This is a genomic window from Georgenia sp. Z1491 (assembly GCF_057652395.1).
The window spans coordinates 3453950-3470119 of sequence record NZ_CM172729.1 but is presented as its reverse complement, the minus strand read 5'-3'; the positions used below and the strand labels follow the sequence as shown (position 1 = coordinate 3470119).

The 16170-nt window shown below is 71.0% G+C and carries 21 protein-coding genes; 14 read left to right on the top strand and 7 right to left on the bottom strand.

The annotated features are described in order from the left end of the window. Window positions 1–174: 174 nt before the first annotated feature. The 10 genes from AC24HA_RS16055 (at window position 175) to AC24HA_RS16010 (ending at window position 9259) form a co-directional block, all read left to right on the top strand. Window positions 175–810 carry a nucleoside/nucleotide kinase family protein gene (locus tag AC24HA_RS16055; RefSeq protein WP_425709980.1) on the top strand — a complete coding sequence of 212 codons (636 nt, stop codon included), beginning with the start codon at window positions 175–177 and terminating at the stop codon, window positions 808–810. A gap of 412 nt (window positions 811–1222) precedes the next feature. After that, a complete protein-coding gene (yhfZ, locus tag AC24HA_RS16050) occupies window positions 1223–2116 on the top strand; it encodes a GntR family transcriptional regulator YhfZ (protein ID WP_425709981.1) in 894 nt (297 codons plus the stop codon). Between the two features lie 23 nt (window positions 2117–2139). Further along, on the top strand, window positions 2140–2538 hold the full coding sequence (locus tag AC24HA_RS16045; RefSeq protein WP_425709982.1) for a hypothetical protein: 399 nt from the start codon (window positions 2140–2142) through the stop codon (window positions 2536–2538). Further along, window positions 2532–2897: a DUF2620 family protein gene (locus AC24HA_RS16040; protein ID WP_487563650.1), complete on the top strand. Its 366-nt coding sequence runs from the start codon at window positions 2532–2534 to the stop codon at window positions 2895–2897. The genes AC24HA_RS16045 and AC24HA_RS16040 overlap by 7 nt, the downstream gene beginning before the upstream one ends. A 2-nt stretch (window positions 2898–2899) precedes the next feature. Further along, a complete protein-coding gene (locus AC24HA_RS16035; RefSeq protein WP_425709984.1) occupies window positions 2900–4297 on the top strand; it encodes a YhfT family protein in 1398 nt (465 codons plus the stop codon). Window positions 4298–4299: 2 nt separating this feature from the next. After that, window positions 4300–5235: a phosphotriesterase family protein gene (locus AC24HA_RS16030; RefSeq protein ID WP_425710006.1), complete on the top strand. Its 936-nt coding sequence runs from the start codon at window positions 4300–4302 to the stop codon at window positions 5233–5235. Next, entirely contained in the window at window positions 5232–6362 is a 1131-nt protein-coding gene (locus AC24HA_RS16025) for a hypothetical protein (protein WP_425709985.1), read from the top strand. Before AC24HA_RS16030 ends, AC24HA_RS16025 begins: the two co-directional genes overlap by 4 nt. Continuing rightward, the gene (locus tag AC24HA_RS16020) at window positions 6352–7527 is read left to right on the top strand and encodes an alanine racemase (RefSeq protein WP_425709986.1); all 1176 of its coding nucleotides are present in this window, start codon (window positions 6352–6354) and stop codon (window positions 7525–7527) included. The genes AC24HA_RS16025 and AC24HA_RS16020 overlap by 11 nt, the downstream gene beginning before the upstream one ends. Beyond that, window positions 7524–8777 (top strand): phosphopentomutase, encoded by a 1254-nt coding sequence (locus AC24HA_RS16015; RefSeq protein WP_425709987.1) that lies wholly within the window; start codon window positions 7524–7526, stop codon window positions 8775–8777. The genes AC24HA_RS16020 and AC24HA_RS16015 overlap by 4 nt, the downstream gene beginning before the upstream one ends. An 83-nt stretch (window positions 8778–8860) precedes the next feature. After that, on the top strand, window positions 8861–9259 hold the full coding sequence (locus AC24HA_RS16010) for a hypothetical protein (RefSeq protein WP_425709988.1): 399 nt from the start codon (window positions 8861–8863) through the stop codon (window positions 9257–9259). 286 nt (window positions 9260–9545) lie between these two features. On the opposite strand, the gene AC24HA_RS16005 is transcribed toward AC24HA_RS16010, so the two are convergent. Both AC24HA_RS16005 and AC24HA_RS16000 read right to left on the bottom strand, forming a co-directional pair. Continuing rightward, complete coding sequence (locus tag AC24HA_RS16005; protein WP_487563649.1) at window positions 9546–9902, bottom strand: PIN domain-containing protein; 357 nt, start codon at window positions 9900–9902, stop codon at window positions 9546–9548. Window positions 9903–9921: 19 nt separating this feature from the next. Next, entirely contained in the window at window positions 9922–10152 is a 231-nt protein-coding gene (locus AC24HA_RS16000; protein ID WP_425709989.1) for a hypothetical protein, read from the bottom strand. A 163-nt stretch (window positions 10153–10315) separates the two neighbouring features. Here AC24HA_RS16000 and AC24HA_RS15995 point away from each other — a divergent pair, with 163 nt between their 5' ends. Beyond that, window positions 10316–10933 (top strand): hypothetical protein, encoded by a 618-nt coding sequence (locus AC24HA_RS15995; RefSeq protein WP_425709990.1) that lies wholly within the window; start codon window positions 10316–10318, stop codon window positions 10931–10933. After that, on the top strand, window positions 10930–11526 hold the full coding sequence (locus tag AC24HA_RS15990) for a hypothetical protein (protein WP_425709991.1): 597 nt from the start codon (window positions 10930–10932) through the stop codon (window positions 11524–11526). The genes AC24HA_RS15995 and AC24HA_RS15990 overlap by 4 nt, the downstream gene beginning before the upstream one ends. A gap of 31 nt (window positions 11527–11557) precedes the next feature. Here AC24HA_RS15990 and AC24HA_RS15985 read toward each other — a convergent pair whose 3' ends face one another. Next, complete coding sequence (locus AC24HA_RS15985; RefSeq protein WP_425709992.1) at window positions 11558–12697, bottom strand: acyltransferase family protein; 1140 nt, start codon at window positions 12695–12697, stop codon at window positions 11558–11560. A gap of 87 nt (window positions 12698–12784) precedes the next feature. On the opposite strand from AC24HA_RS15985, the gene AC24HA_RS15980 reads away from it, so the two are divergent. After that, entirely contained in the window at window positions 12785–13165 is a 381-nt protein-coding gene (locus tag AC24HA_RS15980) for a sterol carrier family protein (protein ID WP_425709993.1), read from the top strand. Beyond that, window positions 13162–13668 (top strand): hypothetical protein, encoded by a 507-nt coding sequence (locus AC24HA_RS15975; protein ID WP_425709994.1) that lies wholly within the window; start codon window positions 13162–13164, stop codon window positions 13666–13668. The genes AC24HA_RS15980 and AC24HA_RS15975 overlap by 4 nt, the downstream gene beginning before the upstream one ends. 110 nt (window positions 13669–13778) lie before the next feature. Here AC24HA_RS15975 and AC24HA_RS15970 read toward each other — a convergent pair whose 3' ends face one another. The 4 genes from AC24HA_RS15970 to AC24HA_RS15955 form a co-directional block, all read right to left on the bottom strand. Continuing rightward, window positions 13779–14357, bottom strand: a complete 579-nt coding sequence (locus AC24HA_RS15970) for a PIN domain-containing protein (protein ID WP_425709995.1) — start codon at window positions 14355–14357, stop codon at window positions 13779–13781. 28 nt (window positions 14358–14385) lie between these two features. Further along, entirely contained in the window at window positions 14386–14820 is a 435-nt protein-coding gene (locus tag AC24HA_RS15965; protein ID WP_425709996.1) for a helix-turn-helix domain-containing protein, read from the bottom strand. 162 nt (window positions 14821–14982) lie between these two features. Then, window positions 14983–15261: a hypothetical protein gene (locus AC24HA_RS15960; protein WP_425709997.1), complete on the bottom strand. Its 279-nt coding sequence runs from the start codon at window positions 15259–15261 to the stop codon at window positions 14983–14985. A 112-nt stretch (window positions 15262–15373) separates the two neighbouring features. After that, a complete protein-coding gene (locus AC24HA_RS15955; RefSeq protein ID WP_425709998.1) occupies window positions 15374–16033 on the bottom strand; it encodes a DUF3800 domain-containing protein in 660 nt (219 codons plus the stop codon). Window positions 16034–16170: the final 137 nt, after the last annotated feature.

The following is a 16170-nucleotide window of genomic DNA, read 5'->3' as shown; positions in this document are numbered from 1 at the left end:
TGTCATCGATAGCTTCGCTGTCGATATCGCCGTGATCGACAGCGGCGGTCCGGGAGGCGATCCCCTCCGCCGCGTTCCGCGTGACGCAGGATGGTGCGGTGACCATAACGACGAGGCCGCAGCCCCGCGGCTGCCCAAGGGTTGATGGCCCCGCCGCGAGATCGGCGCGGACCGGTGTCTGACGCGCTGGTCGAGAGCGCGGCGCGGCTGGCCCGGGAGGGGCAGGCGCGGTCCGGACGCCGCCCGATCCTCGGCATCACCGGCGCTCCCGGCGCGGGCAAGTCGACCCTCGCCGCCTCGCTCGCGGAGGGCCTGCGGGCGGGGGGCGTCGTCGTCGGGATCCTCCCGATGGACGGCTTCCATCTCGCGGACGTCGAGCTCGACCGGCTGGGGCGCCGGGCCCGCAAGGGCGCGATCGACACGTTCGACGGTTGGGGCTACCTCTCCGTCCTCGAGCGCGTGGCGGCTGCCCCGGACCACATCGTCTACGCGCCGGGGTTCGAGCGAGAGCTGGAGCAACCGATCGCCGGCGCCGTGGCGATCGAGCCGGACGTCGACCTGGTCATCACCGAGGGCAACTACCTCCTCGCCGACGACGCACCCTGGGACGCGTTGCGCGGCGTGCTCGGCGAGACGTGGTTCGTCGAGGTGCCCGACGCGCTGCGTCGAGAGCGCCTCGTCGCCCGGCACGTCACGTTCGGCAAGAGCGAGCAGCAGGCGCGGGACTGGGTCCGCGACGTCGACGAGCCCAACGCCCGGGCCATCCAGGCAACGCGTGACGCCGCCGACCGAGTGGTCGAGGTCGGCTGAGGGGCTGGCTCAGTCAGGGTCTCGGGGCGATCCGCTACTTTCGCGTTCCGTAGGGGGGCCGATTCGTCGGCTTGAGCGAGACGCCGAGGTTGGACGCCATCGACTGAACGGCGCTCTCGGACCGTCCGAGCTTCAGTCCGATCACTCGTGTGGGCGTATTGCCTCGGGCGAGGGCTGAGAGTTCCTGCTTCTCGGTCGAGGACCATGGCTTGCCTGAGTTGCGTGTCGATTTCGACATGTGACCACCTCGATCTTGATCCTGCCGGGTGGGTCTGACATCGAGCCCGCGTCGGCTCCCCCCGTCGAGGTGCGTCCCTCGGTTGCGGCTGTCCGCGGTGGCAACGGACGCGCAGCCCATTGATTAATCCAGGATCCTGGATATTCTCTCTCCGTGGTGTCGACGGAGATTCTCATGACGCGCGTCGGGTACGTGGTCTCACGCCTGGCGGGCGAGCTCGCCGCGCTCACGCCCGGTGACCGCATCCCGAAGGTCGACGACCTCGCTGAGAAGCTCGACTGCGGCCGCGGGACGATCCAGGCCGCCTTCGCGGTCCTCGAGGAGGCTGCTGCGCTGCGGCTCAAGGCTCGTGGGCGGCTCGGCACGTTCGTCGAGGCGATCGACCACCGCAACCTCTGGGAGCTGTCCGGCCGGCGCTCAGCCTCGCTCGCGATGCCACTGCCGTACACGCGTCGGTACGAGGGGCTTGCCACCGGCCTCCAGGCTGCCTTCGACGACGGCGCCATGCCGCTGACGCTGTCCTTCATCCGCGGCTCGGTCGCCCGGGTCCGCGCGCTGCGCGAGGGGCGCGTCGACCTCGCCCTCGTCTCCGCCCTGGCAGCCAGCACCTTCGGCGATGTCGAGACCGTCCACGACTACGGCCCCGGCAGCTACGTCGCGGCGCACGCCGTCGTCGTCCGCCGCGGTATGGACCCCACGGACGCAACCTTGAGGGTCGCGGTCGACCCGAGCTCGGCCGATCTCGTCGACCTGGTGGCCCGCGTCTTCCCGGACCTCCCGGCGGAGCGACGCATCGAGATGTCCTACAACCACCTCGATCGCGCGTTCACCGACGGGGCCGTCGACGCCACCGTGTGGAACGCCGACGAGATCGGTTCGCACATCTCCACGCCCATCGACCTCCACCCGCTGCCCGACTCGGTGGGCGACGCGAACACACGCGGCGTCGTCCTCCGTCTCGCCGGCGACACCCCGATCTCGGTGGCCGTGCTCGACGCGCTGCGCAGCGACCGCGTGCTGGGCATCGCTGACGACGTCGTCGCCGGACGCGCGATCCCCACCTACTGATCCCCGCCCCCAAGGAGTCCCGAATGCATCCCACGGTCACTGCCCGGCTCGACGTCTACCGATCCATGGACACGGTTCCGGACGCGGTCGTCGACGCCGTCGCCGACGAGGTCGACCGCATCGATCCCGGAGGGGCCCTCGACGACGAGGCGGTCGGCTCGTTCGTCTCCCACCTCGTCAGCGCGCTCGCCAGGGCGGTCGACGGCGACACGTCCGTCGAGCAACCCGTGGAGGCCGTCTACGACGAGGTCAGACGCACCGTCCCCGACGCCGACTCACGAGCGAGCGAGCTCGCCGCCCGCGTCTCCGAGCGCCTGTCGGTCGACGTCCCCGAGCCCGAGCGGCGCTTCGTCGCGATCCACCTGGCGGTCATCGACCAGCACCAGACGCAGCACCAGTCCCAGTCGAAGGAGACATCATGAAGATCATCGTCGGAGGCGTGGCGAAGTCCGCCGTGGCCGATGCCCTGAAGCCGATCCTGCGCGAGACCGACTCGGTCGCGGTCGGCAGCGACATGGATGCGGCGATGAAGCTGCGCTCCGGTCAGGCCGACTACTTCCTCGGCACCTGCCACACGGGCGCCGGTGCCAGCCTCGGCGTGCTCGTCGGGCTGCTCGGCACGAACAAGTGCCACACGTTCGCCCGCCGCGTGCCCACGTCCGACGACGTCACGGCCGCCGTCGAGTCCGGCGTGCAGGCGCTGGGCTTCTCGGTAGACCAGGTCGAGGTTGCAGCGCCCACCATCTACCGCGCGCTCGTCGCGCACGACGAAGGACGTTGACCATGGGCACCGTGATGCTCTCCGCTCCGCAGGTGGGGATCAGCTTCGAGGTCTGGCAATCCGGCGTGGTGCTGGCCGTATCGGCGATCGCCGCCGTCCTGGCCCACTACGCGCTGGCCGTCTTCAACGACGGCGCCCGCCCGTTCATGCTCGACTTCATCCAGGGGCGCACGAGCAGGGCAGCGACCGCCACGATCATCTTCGGCCTGTCCGCCGGGTTCATCTTCGGCCTCGGCGCGCCGATGGCCCTGTCCACGGGCGTCCTCAACCCGTGGCTCATCTTCCTGCCCGCCGAGATCCTCGGCCTCATCGCTCCCTGGCCGTGGCTCGCCGCGGCGCTCGGCCTGAGCTGGGGCGCGATCTGCGCGTTCGGCCTGTCCACGGTCAACAACGCCGCGCAGCAGCTGCCGATCGACTTCATCACCGCCCTGCAGCAGATCGGCACGCCGATCCTGTGGCTGTTCGCCATGTTCCCCGTCATCGCCGTCGCCCAGCAGTTCGGCAAGATGCGCGGCGCGATCACGTTCGGCGTCGAGGCGGTGGCGATCGTCGCCACGATGAAGCTGTGGCCCACCATGTTCGCCGGTGCCATCGCCATGGCCCTCGGTGTGGCGATGCTGCTGGCCTTTGCGCTGACCAAGGACCGCACGCGACGGGCAGCCGAACAGAGGGAGCTGGCGTCCCAGGGCGCGGAGGCGATCGATGCGGCCCGGGCGTCGAAGGCAGCGGAGGCCGAGGCGGTCGACCAGCTCTTCGGCCCCAACGCCGAACGCCTGCGCCGCGGGCTGCCGTGGCTCGCGATCCTCGGCGCCGGCGTCGCCGCTCTGTCCGCGACCCACGTCTTCGCCGGCGGCGAGGCCACCTCCTTCCTCATCGCCGACGGCAACGTCACCGAGGCGGCCCAGGTCGACTTCTACCGGGCCTTCGGCTTCATCCCGCTCATCGCGACGACGGCGCTCGCGTCTGGTGCCTACGCGATGGCCGGGTTCACCTTCGTCTACCCGGTCGGCTACCTCACCGGCCACTGGGTCGACAACCCGGTGCTCGCGATCGCCATCGCGGCGGTCCTGGGCGCGGCGATCTTCGCCGTCGAGGTCTTTGCCCTGTCGGCCCTCGGTCGCTGGCTGCAGCACTGGCCGTCCGTGCGTGACTCCGCCGACCACATCCGCAACGCGATCCACGAGTCGCTGCACCTCGCGATCCTCGTCGGCTCGCTCATGGCGGCGCTCGCGATGGGCGGCGGGCTGGGCGTGTTCATCGTCGGTGGCCTCTACCTGCTCAACGACGCCATGGGCCGGCCCGTCGTCCGGATGGCCGCCGGTCCTGCCGCGGTGATCATCGGTGGCGTGGTCCTCAACCTGCTGTACCTCGTCGACCTCTTCGCACCGGTCGCCGCGTGAGCATGCCCGGCACGACGACGATCCGCACCGTCTCGGGCCCGGTGGCCGCCTCGGCGGTCGCCGGCCCGGTCCTCGCCCACGAGCATCTCGCGCTCGACCTGCGCACGGGCGACGACGCCGAGGGTTTCCTCGCCCACGAGGACGCGGTCACCGCGGAGCTCGCACGGGCAGCCGACGCGCACGGACTGGCGCTCGTCGTCGACCAGACGGCGCGCGGGATGGGGCGGGACGTCGCCGTCCTCGCCCGGATCTCCGCCGGCTCGGGGGTCGACGTCGTCGCCGCCACCGGCTGGTACTACGCGAGGTTCCATCCGGACGGAGAGCCGGGTGACGACGTCGGGAGGGCGACGGACCTCCTGCTCGCCGACCTGCTCGAGGGCATCGACGGGACCGGCATCCGGGCGGGCGTGGTCGCCGAGATCGGTACCCACGCCGAGGAGCCGACACCCGCGGAGTCGATCGGTCTGCGTGCCTCCGCGCGGGCCGCCTGCCGCGCCGACGTCTCGCTCGCCACGCACGCCCACCTGGGCACCGGCGCGCGCGCCCAGCTCGACCTGCTGCTGAGAGAGGGCCTCGACCCCGCCCGGATCGCGATCGGCCACCAAGACCTCAGCGCGGACGAGGACCAGCAGGACGAGCTGCTCGCCGCCGGCTGCTACCTCTCCTTCGACACGGTCGGCAAGGAGTCCTACCGCCCCGACGACGCCCGCCGCGCCCGCATCCTCGCGCTCGTCGAGTCCGGGTACGGCGGCCGGCTGCTCCTCAGCAACGACATCTCCCGGCACGCCTACCTCGCGTCCGAAGGAGGCCAGGGCTACGGGCACGTCCTGGGACCGTTCGCCGACTCGCTGCGATCCTTGGGGCTGGAGATCGACGACATCGACAGGCTCTACCGGCGCAACGCGCTCCGCTGGCTGACGGGGGTGGGGACCAGATGACCACGAGACCAGAGCTGCCGGCCACAACGCCGCTGCCCGTGATGGACGCGGACGGAGCGTTCGACCTCCAGCAGCGGCTCGTCGAGGCGATGTGCGAGGAGATGCCGGGCGCTGCGCCGTTCGAGGCCGACGCCGGCGTGCGCCCACCGCTGGGTCGACCCGGAACGACGGCCGGCGTCGAACGCGTCCTCGCCCGCGCGTTCGGCGGAAAGGCGGCGTGCCTCGTCCAGGGCGCAGGGACCGGCGCCATCCGCACGGCACTGTCCGCCGGGCCCTGGCGGTCGGGCGTCCGCCGTCTCCTCGTCCACGATGCCCCGGACTACACGACGACGGCGCAGACCTTCGCGGACGGGTGCGTCGAGACCGTGCGGGTCGACATGGGCGACGACGACGCCCTGCGGGCGGCGCTCGCCGGCTCGGGCGACGACGCCTGGGTCTACGTCCAGCACACGCGCCAGAGGCTCGAGGACGCGTTCGACCCAATGGCGGTCGTGCGTCTCGCGGTGCAGCACGGCCGGCGCGTGATCGTCGACGACAACTACGCGGTCCTGCGCACGCCGAGCATCGGCGTCGAGCACGGGGCCGCTGCCTCGGCCTTCTCGCTGTTCAAGCTGCACGGGCCGGAGGGGGTGGGCGTGGTGGTCGGGGACGCTGACCTCGTCGACGCCGCCCACGCGGCCAACTACTCCGGCGGCGGCCAGGTCCAGGGCCATCAGGCGCTCGAGGCGCTGCGCGCGCTCGTCACCGTCCCGCTCGCCTGGGCTGCGCAGGCCCGGGAGGCCGCCCGGCTCGCCGAGCTCCTCGACGCCGGCCACGTGCCGGGCGTGGTCGGCGCGCGGCTCGCGAACGCCCAGGACCTGTGCGTGGTGGCACTGCTCGAGGAACCGGTCGCCGACGCGGTGCGCGCGGCGGCCGCGCAGCTCGGTGCCGCCCCGTACCCGGTGGGCTCGAACTCGCGCTACGAGATCGCCCCGATGATCTACCGGCTGTCCTCCTCCGCACTGGACTCCAGGCCCGACCTGCGGGAGTGGACGCTGCGCATCAACCCGATGCGGGCGAGCGCCGAGCTCACCGCCCGTCTCGTGCGTCGCGCGCTCGACCAGGTGGGGGGACGCCATGTTTCTTGACGCGTTGCTCCGGCGAAACCCGCTCCTGGTCGACGCTGCCGCCCAGCTGCACGCCGACGGTCGGGTCGAGGCCGATACCTACGTCGTCGACGCCGATGCCGTCGAGGCCAACGCCGCCGCCCTCGCGAGCGTGGCCGCGGAGCACGGGGTCACGGCCTGGTTCGTGGTCAAGCAGCTCGGGCGCAACCCGGCGCTCGCCGCCCGGATCGCCCGTCACCTGCCCCGCGCCGCGGCCATCGACCTGCGGGAGGCTCGGGTCCTGCGTTCGGCCGGCGTCGAGCTGGGCAACGTCGGGCACCTCGTACAGATCCCGGTCCGTGCCCTCGACGAGGCGCTCGCCTGGCGCCCGTCGCACGTGACCGTCTACGACCGCGCGAACCTCGCGGCCGTGGCTGCCGCCGCGGAACGCGCCGGGATCGTCCAGGACGTGCTCCTGCGGATCGCGGGGGATCCAGCTTCGACCTACCCGGCGCAGGAGGGCGGCATCGACCTCGCGGACGTGGCCGTACTGCTCGAGGAGTCCGACCGGATGGCGGCGGTGCGGGCCGTCGGCGTCACCGGGTTCCCGTGCGTGCTGCTCGCCCCGGACACGGGGGAGCCGCGGCTGACGCCGACCGGTGAGCTCGTCGAGGCTGCGGCAGGCGTTCTTCGCGACCGGGGGATCGATCCGGTGGTGTCGATGCCGAGCCTGTCCAGCTGCTCGACGATCCCCGTCCTCGCTGCGCACGGCGCCACCCACGTCGAACCCGGGCACGCGCTGACCGGCACGACACCGGAGCACGCCCGCCGCGACGACCTCCCCGAGGTCCCCGCCATGGTCTACATCTCCGAGCTCGCACGCACCGAGCCGGATGCGGCTGTACTGGGCGGCGGCTTCTACGCGCGCGGTCACGCCGAGCACGCGCTCATCGACCCGCGCGGCGCCGCCGTGCGGGGGCGCCTGATCGGCACCCCGCCGGAGAACATCGACTACTACCGACGCCTCGGCCTCGAGGCGGGCGACCGGGAGCGGGTGCGGCTCGGCGACACCGCCGTCATGGCGTTCCGGACCCAGATCTTCGCCACGCGTTCCCGGGTCGCCGTCGTGTCCGGCGCCGCCTCAGGCACTCCGGTGATCGACGGGATCTACGACAGCCTGGGTACGCGGATCGAGGCCGGACAATGACGGTGACGATCCTCGTCGTCGACGGCCTGGGCATCGGAGCCATGCCGGACGCCGGCGAGCTGCGGCCAGGCGACGTCGAGGCCGACACGATCGGCCACGTGGCCGGCTGGTCGCTGCGCGAGCGCGGTCGACCGCTGGACGTCCCACATCTGGCGGCGCTCGGGCTGGCGGCGCTGCGCCCGGACCTGGGGGAGACGGTCGAGGCTGGGACCGGGGACGGCCCGACCGGGCTGCCGGCCAGCCTGCGCGCGATGGCGTACCGGGTCGCCCTCGGCTACCCGGGTGCCGACACGTTCGCGGGCCACCAGACGATGATGGGCGCGGACATGTCGCACGTGGTGCTGTGCCCTCTCGCGGACCGGATCGACGCGGTCGCGGCCGCGCTGTGGTCGGCGGGCCACCGTGTCGAGCGCCTGGACGGGCAGGCGCTGCTCATCGTGGACGGAGCCGCGCTCGTCCACGACAATCTCGAGGCCGACCCGGGCCTCAACTGGAACGTCTCGTGCCGGCTGGACGACCTGCCGTTCGAGGAGATCGTGGCGATCACCCGCGTGGTGCGCGGCGTCGCGCCGGTGGCGCGGGTCATCGCGGTCGGCGGGCGGTCGGACGGTCCGCTGGAGGAATTTGTGCGTGACGGCGACTTCGGCGTGGTCGGGATGGACACTCCTGCGTCGGGTTTCTACCGCAACGGCGGGCTCGAGGTGCTGCATCTCGGTGCGCCGATCGATCACTCCAGTCAGCTCCCGCAGGTGGCCGCGGCCCACGCGAAGCAGGTGACCCTCATCGGCAAGGCTGCGGACATCCTCGAGTGCGACCTTCCGGTGGAGAGGCGACCCGGTGTCGACACCGCCGACGTCCTGCGGTGGACGCTCGAGGCGCAGGGGCACGCCGATCTCGTGGTGGCCAACGTGCAGCAGACCGATCTGGCAGGGCACCAGCAGGACGTGGGGAGATATGCCGACCTGCTCGAGCAGGTGGACCGGGCGCTCGTCGAGCTGACTGCGGGGCTGAGCGGCGAGGACCTGCTCGTCGTCACCGGGGACCACGGCAACGACCCGACTATCGGGCACGGATATCACACGCGTGAGTACGTGCCGGCGCTCGTCGTGGAATCACGGTCCGGGACCGACCGCGGAACGGAACGGAGCGCGGCGTCGGCAGCCGCTGACCTTGGGTCGCTCCGTGAGGTCGGTGAGCTGTCCGCCCACCGGTTGGGAATCGACGAGCCGGGCTCGGTCCGCCGCGCATAGACCTCAGAGCCAGGTCAGGTTGGACTCATATTCCAGTCGAATCGCTGTCGTTCTTACGGCAGCGCACCGGAGGGAGTTCCGTCATGGTGGCCGCACGCTCGGCGCACGGCAGCCGATCCGTTGCCTCCTCGAACGAGGGCAGGCAGCGTCCGGAGGACTGGACCGTCGCCCAGATCGTCGAGCATCTGAGCGACAACCTCGGTCCGAAGGTGGTCGCCTACATGGTGGGCAAGAGCCCCCAGACCGTGTCGCGCTGGGCCGAGGAGAAGCAGCGTCCCCCGCAGCCTGACGTCGAGCGCAAGCTCCGCGGCGCCCTCCAGATCTTTCAGCATCTCGTTGAGCGGGACTCTCGGCACGTCGCGCGCGCGTGGTTCATCGGCATGAATCCGCAGCTCGAGGACCGCAGCCCCACCGAGGTCATCGCAGACGGAGACGTCCGTGCCGCGATGGCTGCAGCTCGCGCGTTCTCCACCGGGGGATGAGCCCTCGCGAGCCCCGCACGGTTGACGCCCCGGACCAGGTGTGGCGCGCGGCCCGGTTGGGGATGGGCGACGAGCTGCGGAGCCCGACCCACGGGTCCCGGGTCCCCCTGCTCGGGCCGAGCGTCGGAGCTTGCGGGTCCATCGTCGATCGCGCCGCACTCGCCGCAGCGGCACCTGAGTGGGTGCTGGCTGTCGGGGCGCGAGGCTGCTCGGCAGGGGTGTTGTTGTCCGGCGGCCGCTACTGATTTCGGTGTGGTCGTTAGCTTCGTTGTCAATATCGGTGTGATCAACAGCGTCGTCCGACGACGAACACCCCTGTCCGCCGCGAGGAGCAGCCTCGCAGTCGGGTGGGAAACTCTGCCCCGCCTCCGATGACGGCAGCCGGTGTTACTGAACGTGCGTCCGCAGCGGGTTGACGACTGTGACGCCTCGGAGGACGGACCCCTCGGCGAGGTCCTCCGTCCAGAGCTCCGCGCAGCCCGCTTCGCTCGGCCGGGAGTGCGGGCGCGAGCTTTCGCGTGAGAACGACATACAGCTCGAGGAGGACCTGTGTGCTGACGACGAAGTCCCGGTCCTCACCGATCGCCGCTCGAGCGGCTGCCTGCTTGCCGGGCGAGGCCGAGTCGTAGAGGTAGGCGAGGATGTTGGTGTCGAGGAAGACCTCACACGTCGTAGAGGTCGTCTCGACGCCATCCGCGCTCGCCGTCTCCGCTCGCCGAGTCGTGCTCGAGCGCCATTGCGAGGAGGGACTCGATGGCCGAGGTGTCGTCGGCGCGCGCGTACCGCTCGAGGACGTCCGACAGGTACTTGTTGACGGACTCGTTGCGCTGCAACGCGCGAATCCTCGCCCGACGCAGCACGTCGGGGTCGACGGAGAGAGTCAGCGTGACCACGCCAACCAGTGTGGCACTGGTCCAGTGCTGAACGAGCGACTGCGTCAAGCAGAAGTCCGCTCACTCGCCGGAGAGGGGGTCGCCAGAGAGGGGGTGGGTGGGGACCTCTGACGGGGGAGCGCTGCCACTACGCAGGACTCCGCGCACCTCCTACTGTCAGGCCATGACGCCGCCCCCGACGCCCACGCGCCACCGATGGCGCCAGCCCGTGCTGGGCCTGGCCGTCGGGATGGTGTGCGCCGTCGTCGCCTTCCTGCTCCTCGGCCTCGTCCGCGACGCCCGGGCGGACGAGCACGTCACCGGATATCGCCTGAGCGACGAGGACGCGCTCGCGCCCGGCCCGGTCTCGCTCGTCTCGGTGCGGGACGTCCGTCAGCCGTCGTCGGTCCCAGGTCTCGCAGCACCGACGGGCGACCGCTACATCACCCTCGTCGTCGCGATCGAGGGCGACGTCGGCGCTACCGCAGACACCCCCACCGACACCCCCACCGACGACGACACCCCCACCGACGACACCCCCACCGAGGAGTGGATCGACCTCGACGGCCTGGAGCTCACCCTCTACGCCGTCGACGACTCGGGCGAGCGCGAGGAGCTCGTCCCCACCGACCGCGGCCGGCGCACGCTCGACGGCATCGGCGGCGAGGTCCGCAGCATCGACCCGTACTGGATCCGCGCCGGCTACGAACCCCCGTCCGGCGACGCCGAGCACTACGAGATGGACATCGTCGTCGACGGGGAGCAGTACACGCTCGCCGCCCGCACGGAGGAGCAGGAATGACCGACGACGACGCCCCCACCCCCGCCCCCACCCCCGCCCCCACCCCCGCAGCCGGAACGCGAGCCGCCACCTCCCGCACCCTCTTCTGGGCCACCGCGACCCTCACCTTCGTCCTGGCCCTCACCGTCCTGGTCCTGCTCCCGCGTGGCGGCGCAGCGGCACCGGCCGCCGCGGGCGAGGAGGTGAGCGCCGAGCTGACGGACGGCGTGACCGTCACCGTCCTGCCAGAGCTGCGGGACCTCGGCTGGCGCGCGGCCTCCTCGACCCGCCCGTACGCGCTCGACCTCCGCCTGACGATCACCAACGACTCCGAGGACCTCTTCCCGCGCTGGTACCGCGTCGAGGTGTTCGAGGCCAGCAACGTCGTCGAGGGCGAGGACCTGGGGGAGCGGCTGACCGGCAGCCTGCAGACCGCGCACGTCCCCGCGGGCGGGCAGGCGTCCACCGACCTGTCCTACTTCCACGACCGGCCGTGCGGTGAGTTCGTCGCCCGGATCTCCTACCGGCTCACCCTCGAGGCCGACGACGAGCAGACCGACGTCGACATCCCCATCCGCGTCGGGGACGAGGAGTGCCTGGCCGAGCGCGAATGAGTACGCCGACCTGGCCCCGTCGGGCGCCGGCTCACCCGCCTCTGGGTACCACCGGCTGCGTCCCCCGCGCCCGCAGCCACCTCTCGGCCGGGTGCTCGACCAGCGAGTACAGCGCCCACGCCGCCGCCTGGGACAGCGCGAGCAGCGCCACCCACTCCAGCGCCACGCCCACCCCGGGCGAGGTGAGCCCGAGCCCGTCGGGCACCACGTGGTTCCACGCCCGGATGACGGGCTCGTGGACGAGGTACCAGGCGTAGGACCACGCCCCGAGCCGGATGGACACGCGGTCGCGCACGAGTGTGGCCCGCCCGTCGATGTCGTGCTGCGCGGCGGCCACGATGAGCAGGGCGAACACCGGCGTCGACCACCACTGCGACCCGGAGTACGGCCCGAACCCCGCCTCCCCGCCGGAGACCCGCTCCCACGGCACCATCGCGGCGTGGAAGGCGACCACCAGCACCACGGCCGGCCAGTACCCCACGGGGGAGCGCCCGCCCCGACGCACCACCACGGCGCACAGCACCCCGATCACGAACTGCACGAGCCGCGACGGCGGGAAGTAGTCGAGCCAGAACCCCTCCCAGCCGACGGTGCCGAACACCCACCACAGACCGAGGAGCACGACGCCGCACCCCACCCACAGCGCCCCTCGCCACCGCCTGCCAGCCGCCGCGATGGCGAGGAGCGCGGGGAAGAGCAGGTAGAAGAAGGCCTCGTCGCTCAGCGACCACGACGCCGGGTTCGCCCCGTCCTCCCACAGCGGGTGCCAGGCCTGGAGGAAGAGGAACGTCGTCGCGGACTCCCACACCCCCGGCAGCTCGTCGATCCACCAGTAGATCGCCAGCGAGATCGCGCCCGTCGCCGCGACGAGCGGCCACAGCCGCGCGAACCGCCGCCACATGAAGACGCCGAACCCCACGGGTCGGTCGAGGTAGGTCCACGCGAGCACGAACCCGGACAGGACGAAGAAGAACGTCACGCCCGTGCGGCCGAACGCGGTGAGGTAGCTGAGCACCGGCACCTCGCCGACCTGCGCGCTCAGGTGGTACATCACCACGAGCAGCGCCGCCCAGAACCGCAGCCCCGTCAGCGAGTGCAGGCGCGACGGGAAGTCACGCCCGACGGCAACCGCGCGCCCGCCGCCCCCACCGGTCCCGCTCGCACTCGACACGAGCGGACACGTTACGGGCGCGCCGCCCGCGCCGCAGGATCGGCGGCCCGGAGCACCGCCCACCGAGCGGCCACCTACCCTGGACCCATGCCCCGACGCCGCATCGACCCCACGATCGGGCTCGCCGCCGTGCGGGCCTGGCAGGAGGACCCGGACTCGATGTCCCGGGCCGACCTCATGACGGCGGTGCGGTTCACCCTCGAGGAGCTGGCGATCTCCTCCCCGGGCGGGGCGCTCGAGGTGCGGGTCCCACCGGCCGGCGCGGTCCAGGCCATCGCGGGCCCGCGGCACACCCGGGGCACACCCCCAGGCGTGGTGGAGACGGACCCGGCCACGTGGCTCGCGCTCGCGAGCGGCGACCTCGACTGGGGCACGGCGGTGAGCGAGAGTTGGGTCTCGGCATCGGGGGAGCGGGCCGATCTCGGCGCGTGCCTGCCGCTCGTGCGCCGGGGTAGGTTCAGCCAGTGACGCAGCACGACCCCTCCGGCACCTCCGGCGAGCCGGAGCACCACGCCCCCGACGACGACGCGCCCCCGCCCGCCGCCGACCCCACGGCGCGCACCGAGGACCTCGCGGGTGAGAGCGACCAGGCCGCCGAGTCCGACGCCGACGCCCCGGACGACACCTCCGACGCCGAGCCAGAGCCCGAGCCGACCCGAGCGACGACGGTCGGCCACGTGCGCGCCGCCCCGCGGTACGGCCGGTTCATGTGGACCGGGTTCCTGCTGGGGATCCTCGTGAGCATCTTGCTCGTCGTGTTCACGGAGGGCCAGTCGTTCGGCGACGACTACGCCGACGACGTCGGGGGCAGTCAGTTCTTCACCGATCGCCTGAGTGATTCGAACGCCATCGGTCTGCTCGTCCTCACGCTGGGCCCGCTGGGCATCCTGCTGGGTGCGTTCGTCGCGTACCTGCTGGACCGCCGCTCGCTGCGCCGCCGCGAGCGCGCGACCAGGGGGCTCACGGAGTGATCGCGAGCATGGTGTGTGCCCGTTCGGCCGTGGAGTCTCTGCCGGATAGTTGGTGAGAGCGTGACCCGCACCGGGTCGCGGCCCCGACGATGCTGGTTGACGCGAACTCGTCAATCGATCAGGTTGGGCGCCACCAAGGCTCGGCAGTGTGCGTGGACCCGATCGGCAAACTCGTCGCAGCCCGCCTGCGCCAGTGCATGCCAGATCGATCGTGGGTTCATCTTCGCCCGCCAGTAGTTGAACTGCTTCAGCGCGACAGCCTGGACGATCCGAGGCGTCGAGTCATCGACAAGGCAGAAGAACTCGTCTGGAGTACTGATCTCGTAGCGGTCGTCTTCGATCTTCAGGTAGGACGAATCGTTGGTGAGGACGAGATCGATCTCGCCCGCGACGGCCGCGGCATGGATGTGCCCGTCGTTCGCGTCGGCCCCGGCGAAGTCCGATAGGTGCGGATACTCGGCGATCACGGTGTCAGTTGACTCGCGGAGCAGTTGCGAGAGGCGGTGAATCACTGCGCCGTCGACTCCCCGATTGTTCCGCCTGAGGTGGTATGTCACTTCGGACACGATGTCTTCGGTGGTGTGGAGCGTGAACATTCCGCCACCCGAGGCGTCACGAAGGAGGAACAGCCAGTCACGAACGGTCTTGCTGTTGAGGACATTGCTGTCCGGCAGCACCTTCGTGATCACCCATCCAGCGTAGCTGCCGACGCCGACGTCACTCCCGAATGCCGTGTTCCTCTTCCAGGTCGCGCAGCTCGGCAAATGCGTCGCGCTGGCGGCTCGAGCGTGCCGACCGGAACTCGACAACGTCCGCTGATCGCAGTCGAGTGTGCGAGCCGACCTGGTGGCTTGCCAGGTCGCCGTTGCGAATGTGCTTCATGAGGGTCGGGCGCGAGATGCCGAGCATCCGGGCCGCCACCGTCGTCGACACGACTTCGGGCACGGACTGAAAGGTGACATCTGCGCCAGAGGCGATCGCCTCGATCGCCTGCCGAAGGAACTCCGACAGGGCGGGCTCCAGGGTGACGGCGTCGCGACCTCGTGCGGAGGTGATCATCTCGAGGGTCTGTCCGTCACGTGGTGGCAGCTCCGAGACGAACTGCCGCGCCTCGCTGCGCACCTCGTCGGAGACAGTCATGGTGTCAGGCACGGTCGCTCCTCATCTCCACAACGCCGCTCGCTCTGCGTGCCGTGGACCAACAGTGTCCAACTTTGCACTCGTAAGTGCAACCCCGGATCGACTCCGCGAGGGACCAGATTGGCGCGCCCGAAGGCCGCGCGCACCGCTCGGCAAGAGAAGGCGCAGCTGCCGCTACCAGCTCGCCCCGCCGTCGGCGGACACGAGCGTCTCCTCGCCCGCCCACAGCCACATGGCGTCGCCTGCGCCGGCCACGGCGGTCTGACCGGCCTCGGGGTCGGCGCCCTCGGCGGACCCGGCGAGCTCGACACCACTGGAGCGTGAGTCCGGCGACGACGATGCCGTGCTTCTCGGGCCGGGTATCCTCGCGAGCATCCTGCTCGGTGCGTTCGTCGCGTACCTGCTCGACCGCCGCTCGCTGCGCCGCGGCGAGCGGGCGACCCGCGGGCTCACCGACTGGCCTTCGGACGTTCCGCGCGACACCGTGCTCGTCGTATGCCACAGTTGAGGCGCCGGCGACAAGAGGCCAGCGCGATCTCTTCCCTTGAGGGGATAGCCGGCGCACTCATGCCACGCCCCATGGCCTAAAGATCGACTTCACCAGTGGAGCTACGTCCTCCTCGTAGTTCTTCAACGGTGCGCCACGTAGATGGCGGTGGGCGGCCCACAGGGCATAGTCAGCGACCTGCAAGCCCCATGACGTCGCCGCCGGCCACACGCACAACGTGATTTGTTGGCTCATCTGGCTGACGACGTCTCGAACTGCCGCCATCGCCGCTGTCTTGCGCGCCTTGGTGCCGATCGACCCGGTGACGACGTACAGGTGATCCTCAGGACGGGCGACGTTCTCGCAGATGTGCCTGAGGTGCAGGAACCAGGCGTATTTGTGCATCCACATCTCGCCGCGCTCCTTCACGTCGGGGTACGCACCAGACTTCAGCAAGAAGGTCGTGTCGATCCGCGGTCGCTGGTCACTGAGCAGGGCAAACATGCTGTTGCGGACTTCCCAGGTGTCGTACTTCGCGTGAAAGCCCTTCGACATGTCGATGCCTCGACCGGATAGCGCGGCGCGGAGGACGTGACCGTCCCTGATCTCCAGGCTGTGATCTCCCTGGAAGATTGCCGAGCCGAAGCCGAAGTAGTCGCTGGCGCCGTCCTTGCCTGCCCCCGCGTAGTCGAGGTTGCCGGTCTCGTCGGCATAGACGAAGACGTCGGCGCCGTTCATGTGCGGGCGTCCTGGTTGGTCCGCGCGCAGTCGTTGGTGATCACCCTGCGAGTATGAGTAACACGCCCGACGTGATGACGCGCAGCCGTTGAGTCGGATCACGCAGGGCACTCGAGGAGGCCTGATGTGCAGGCGGC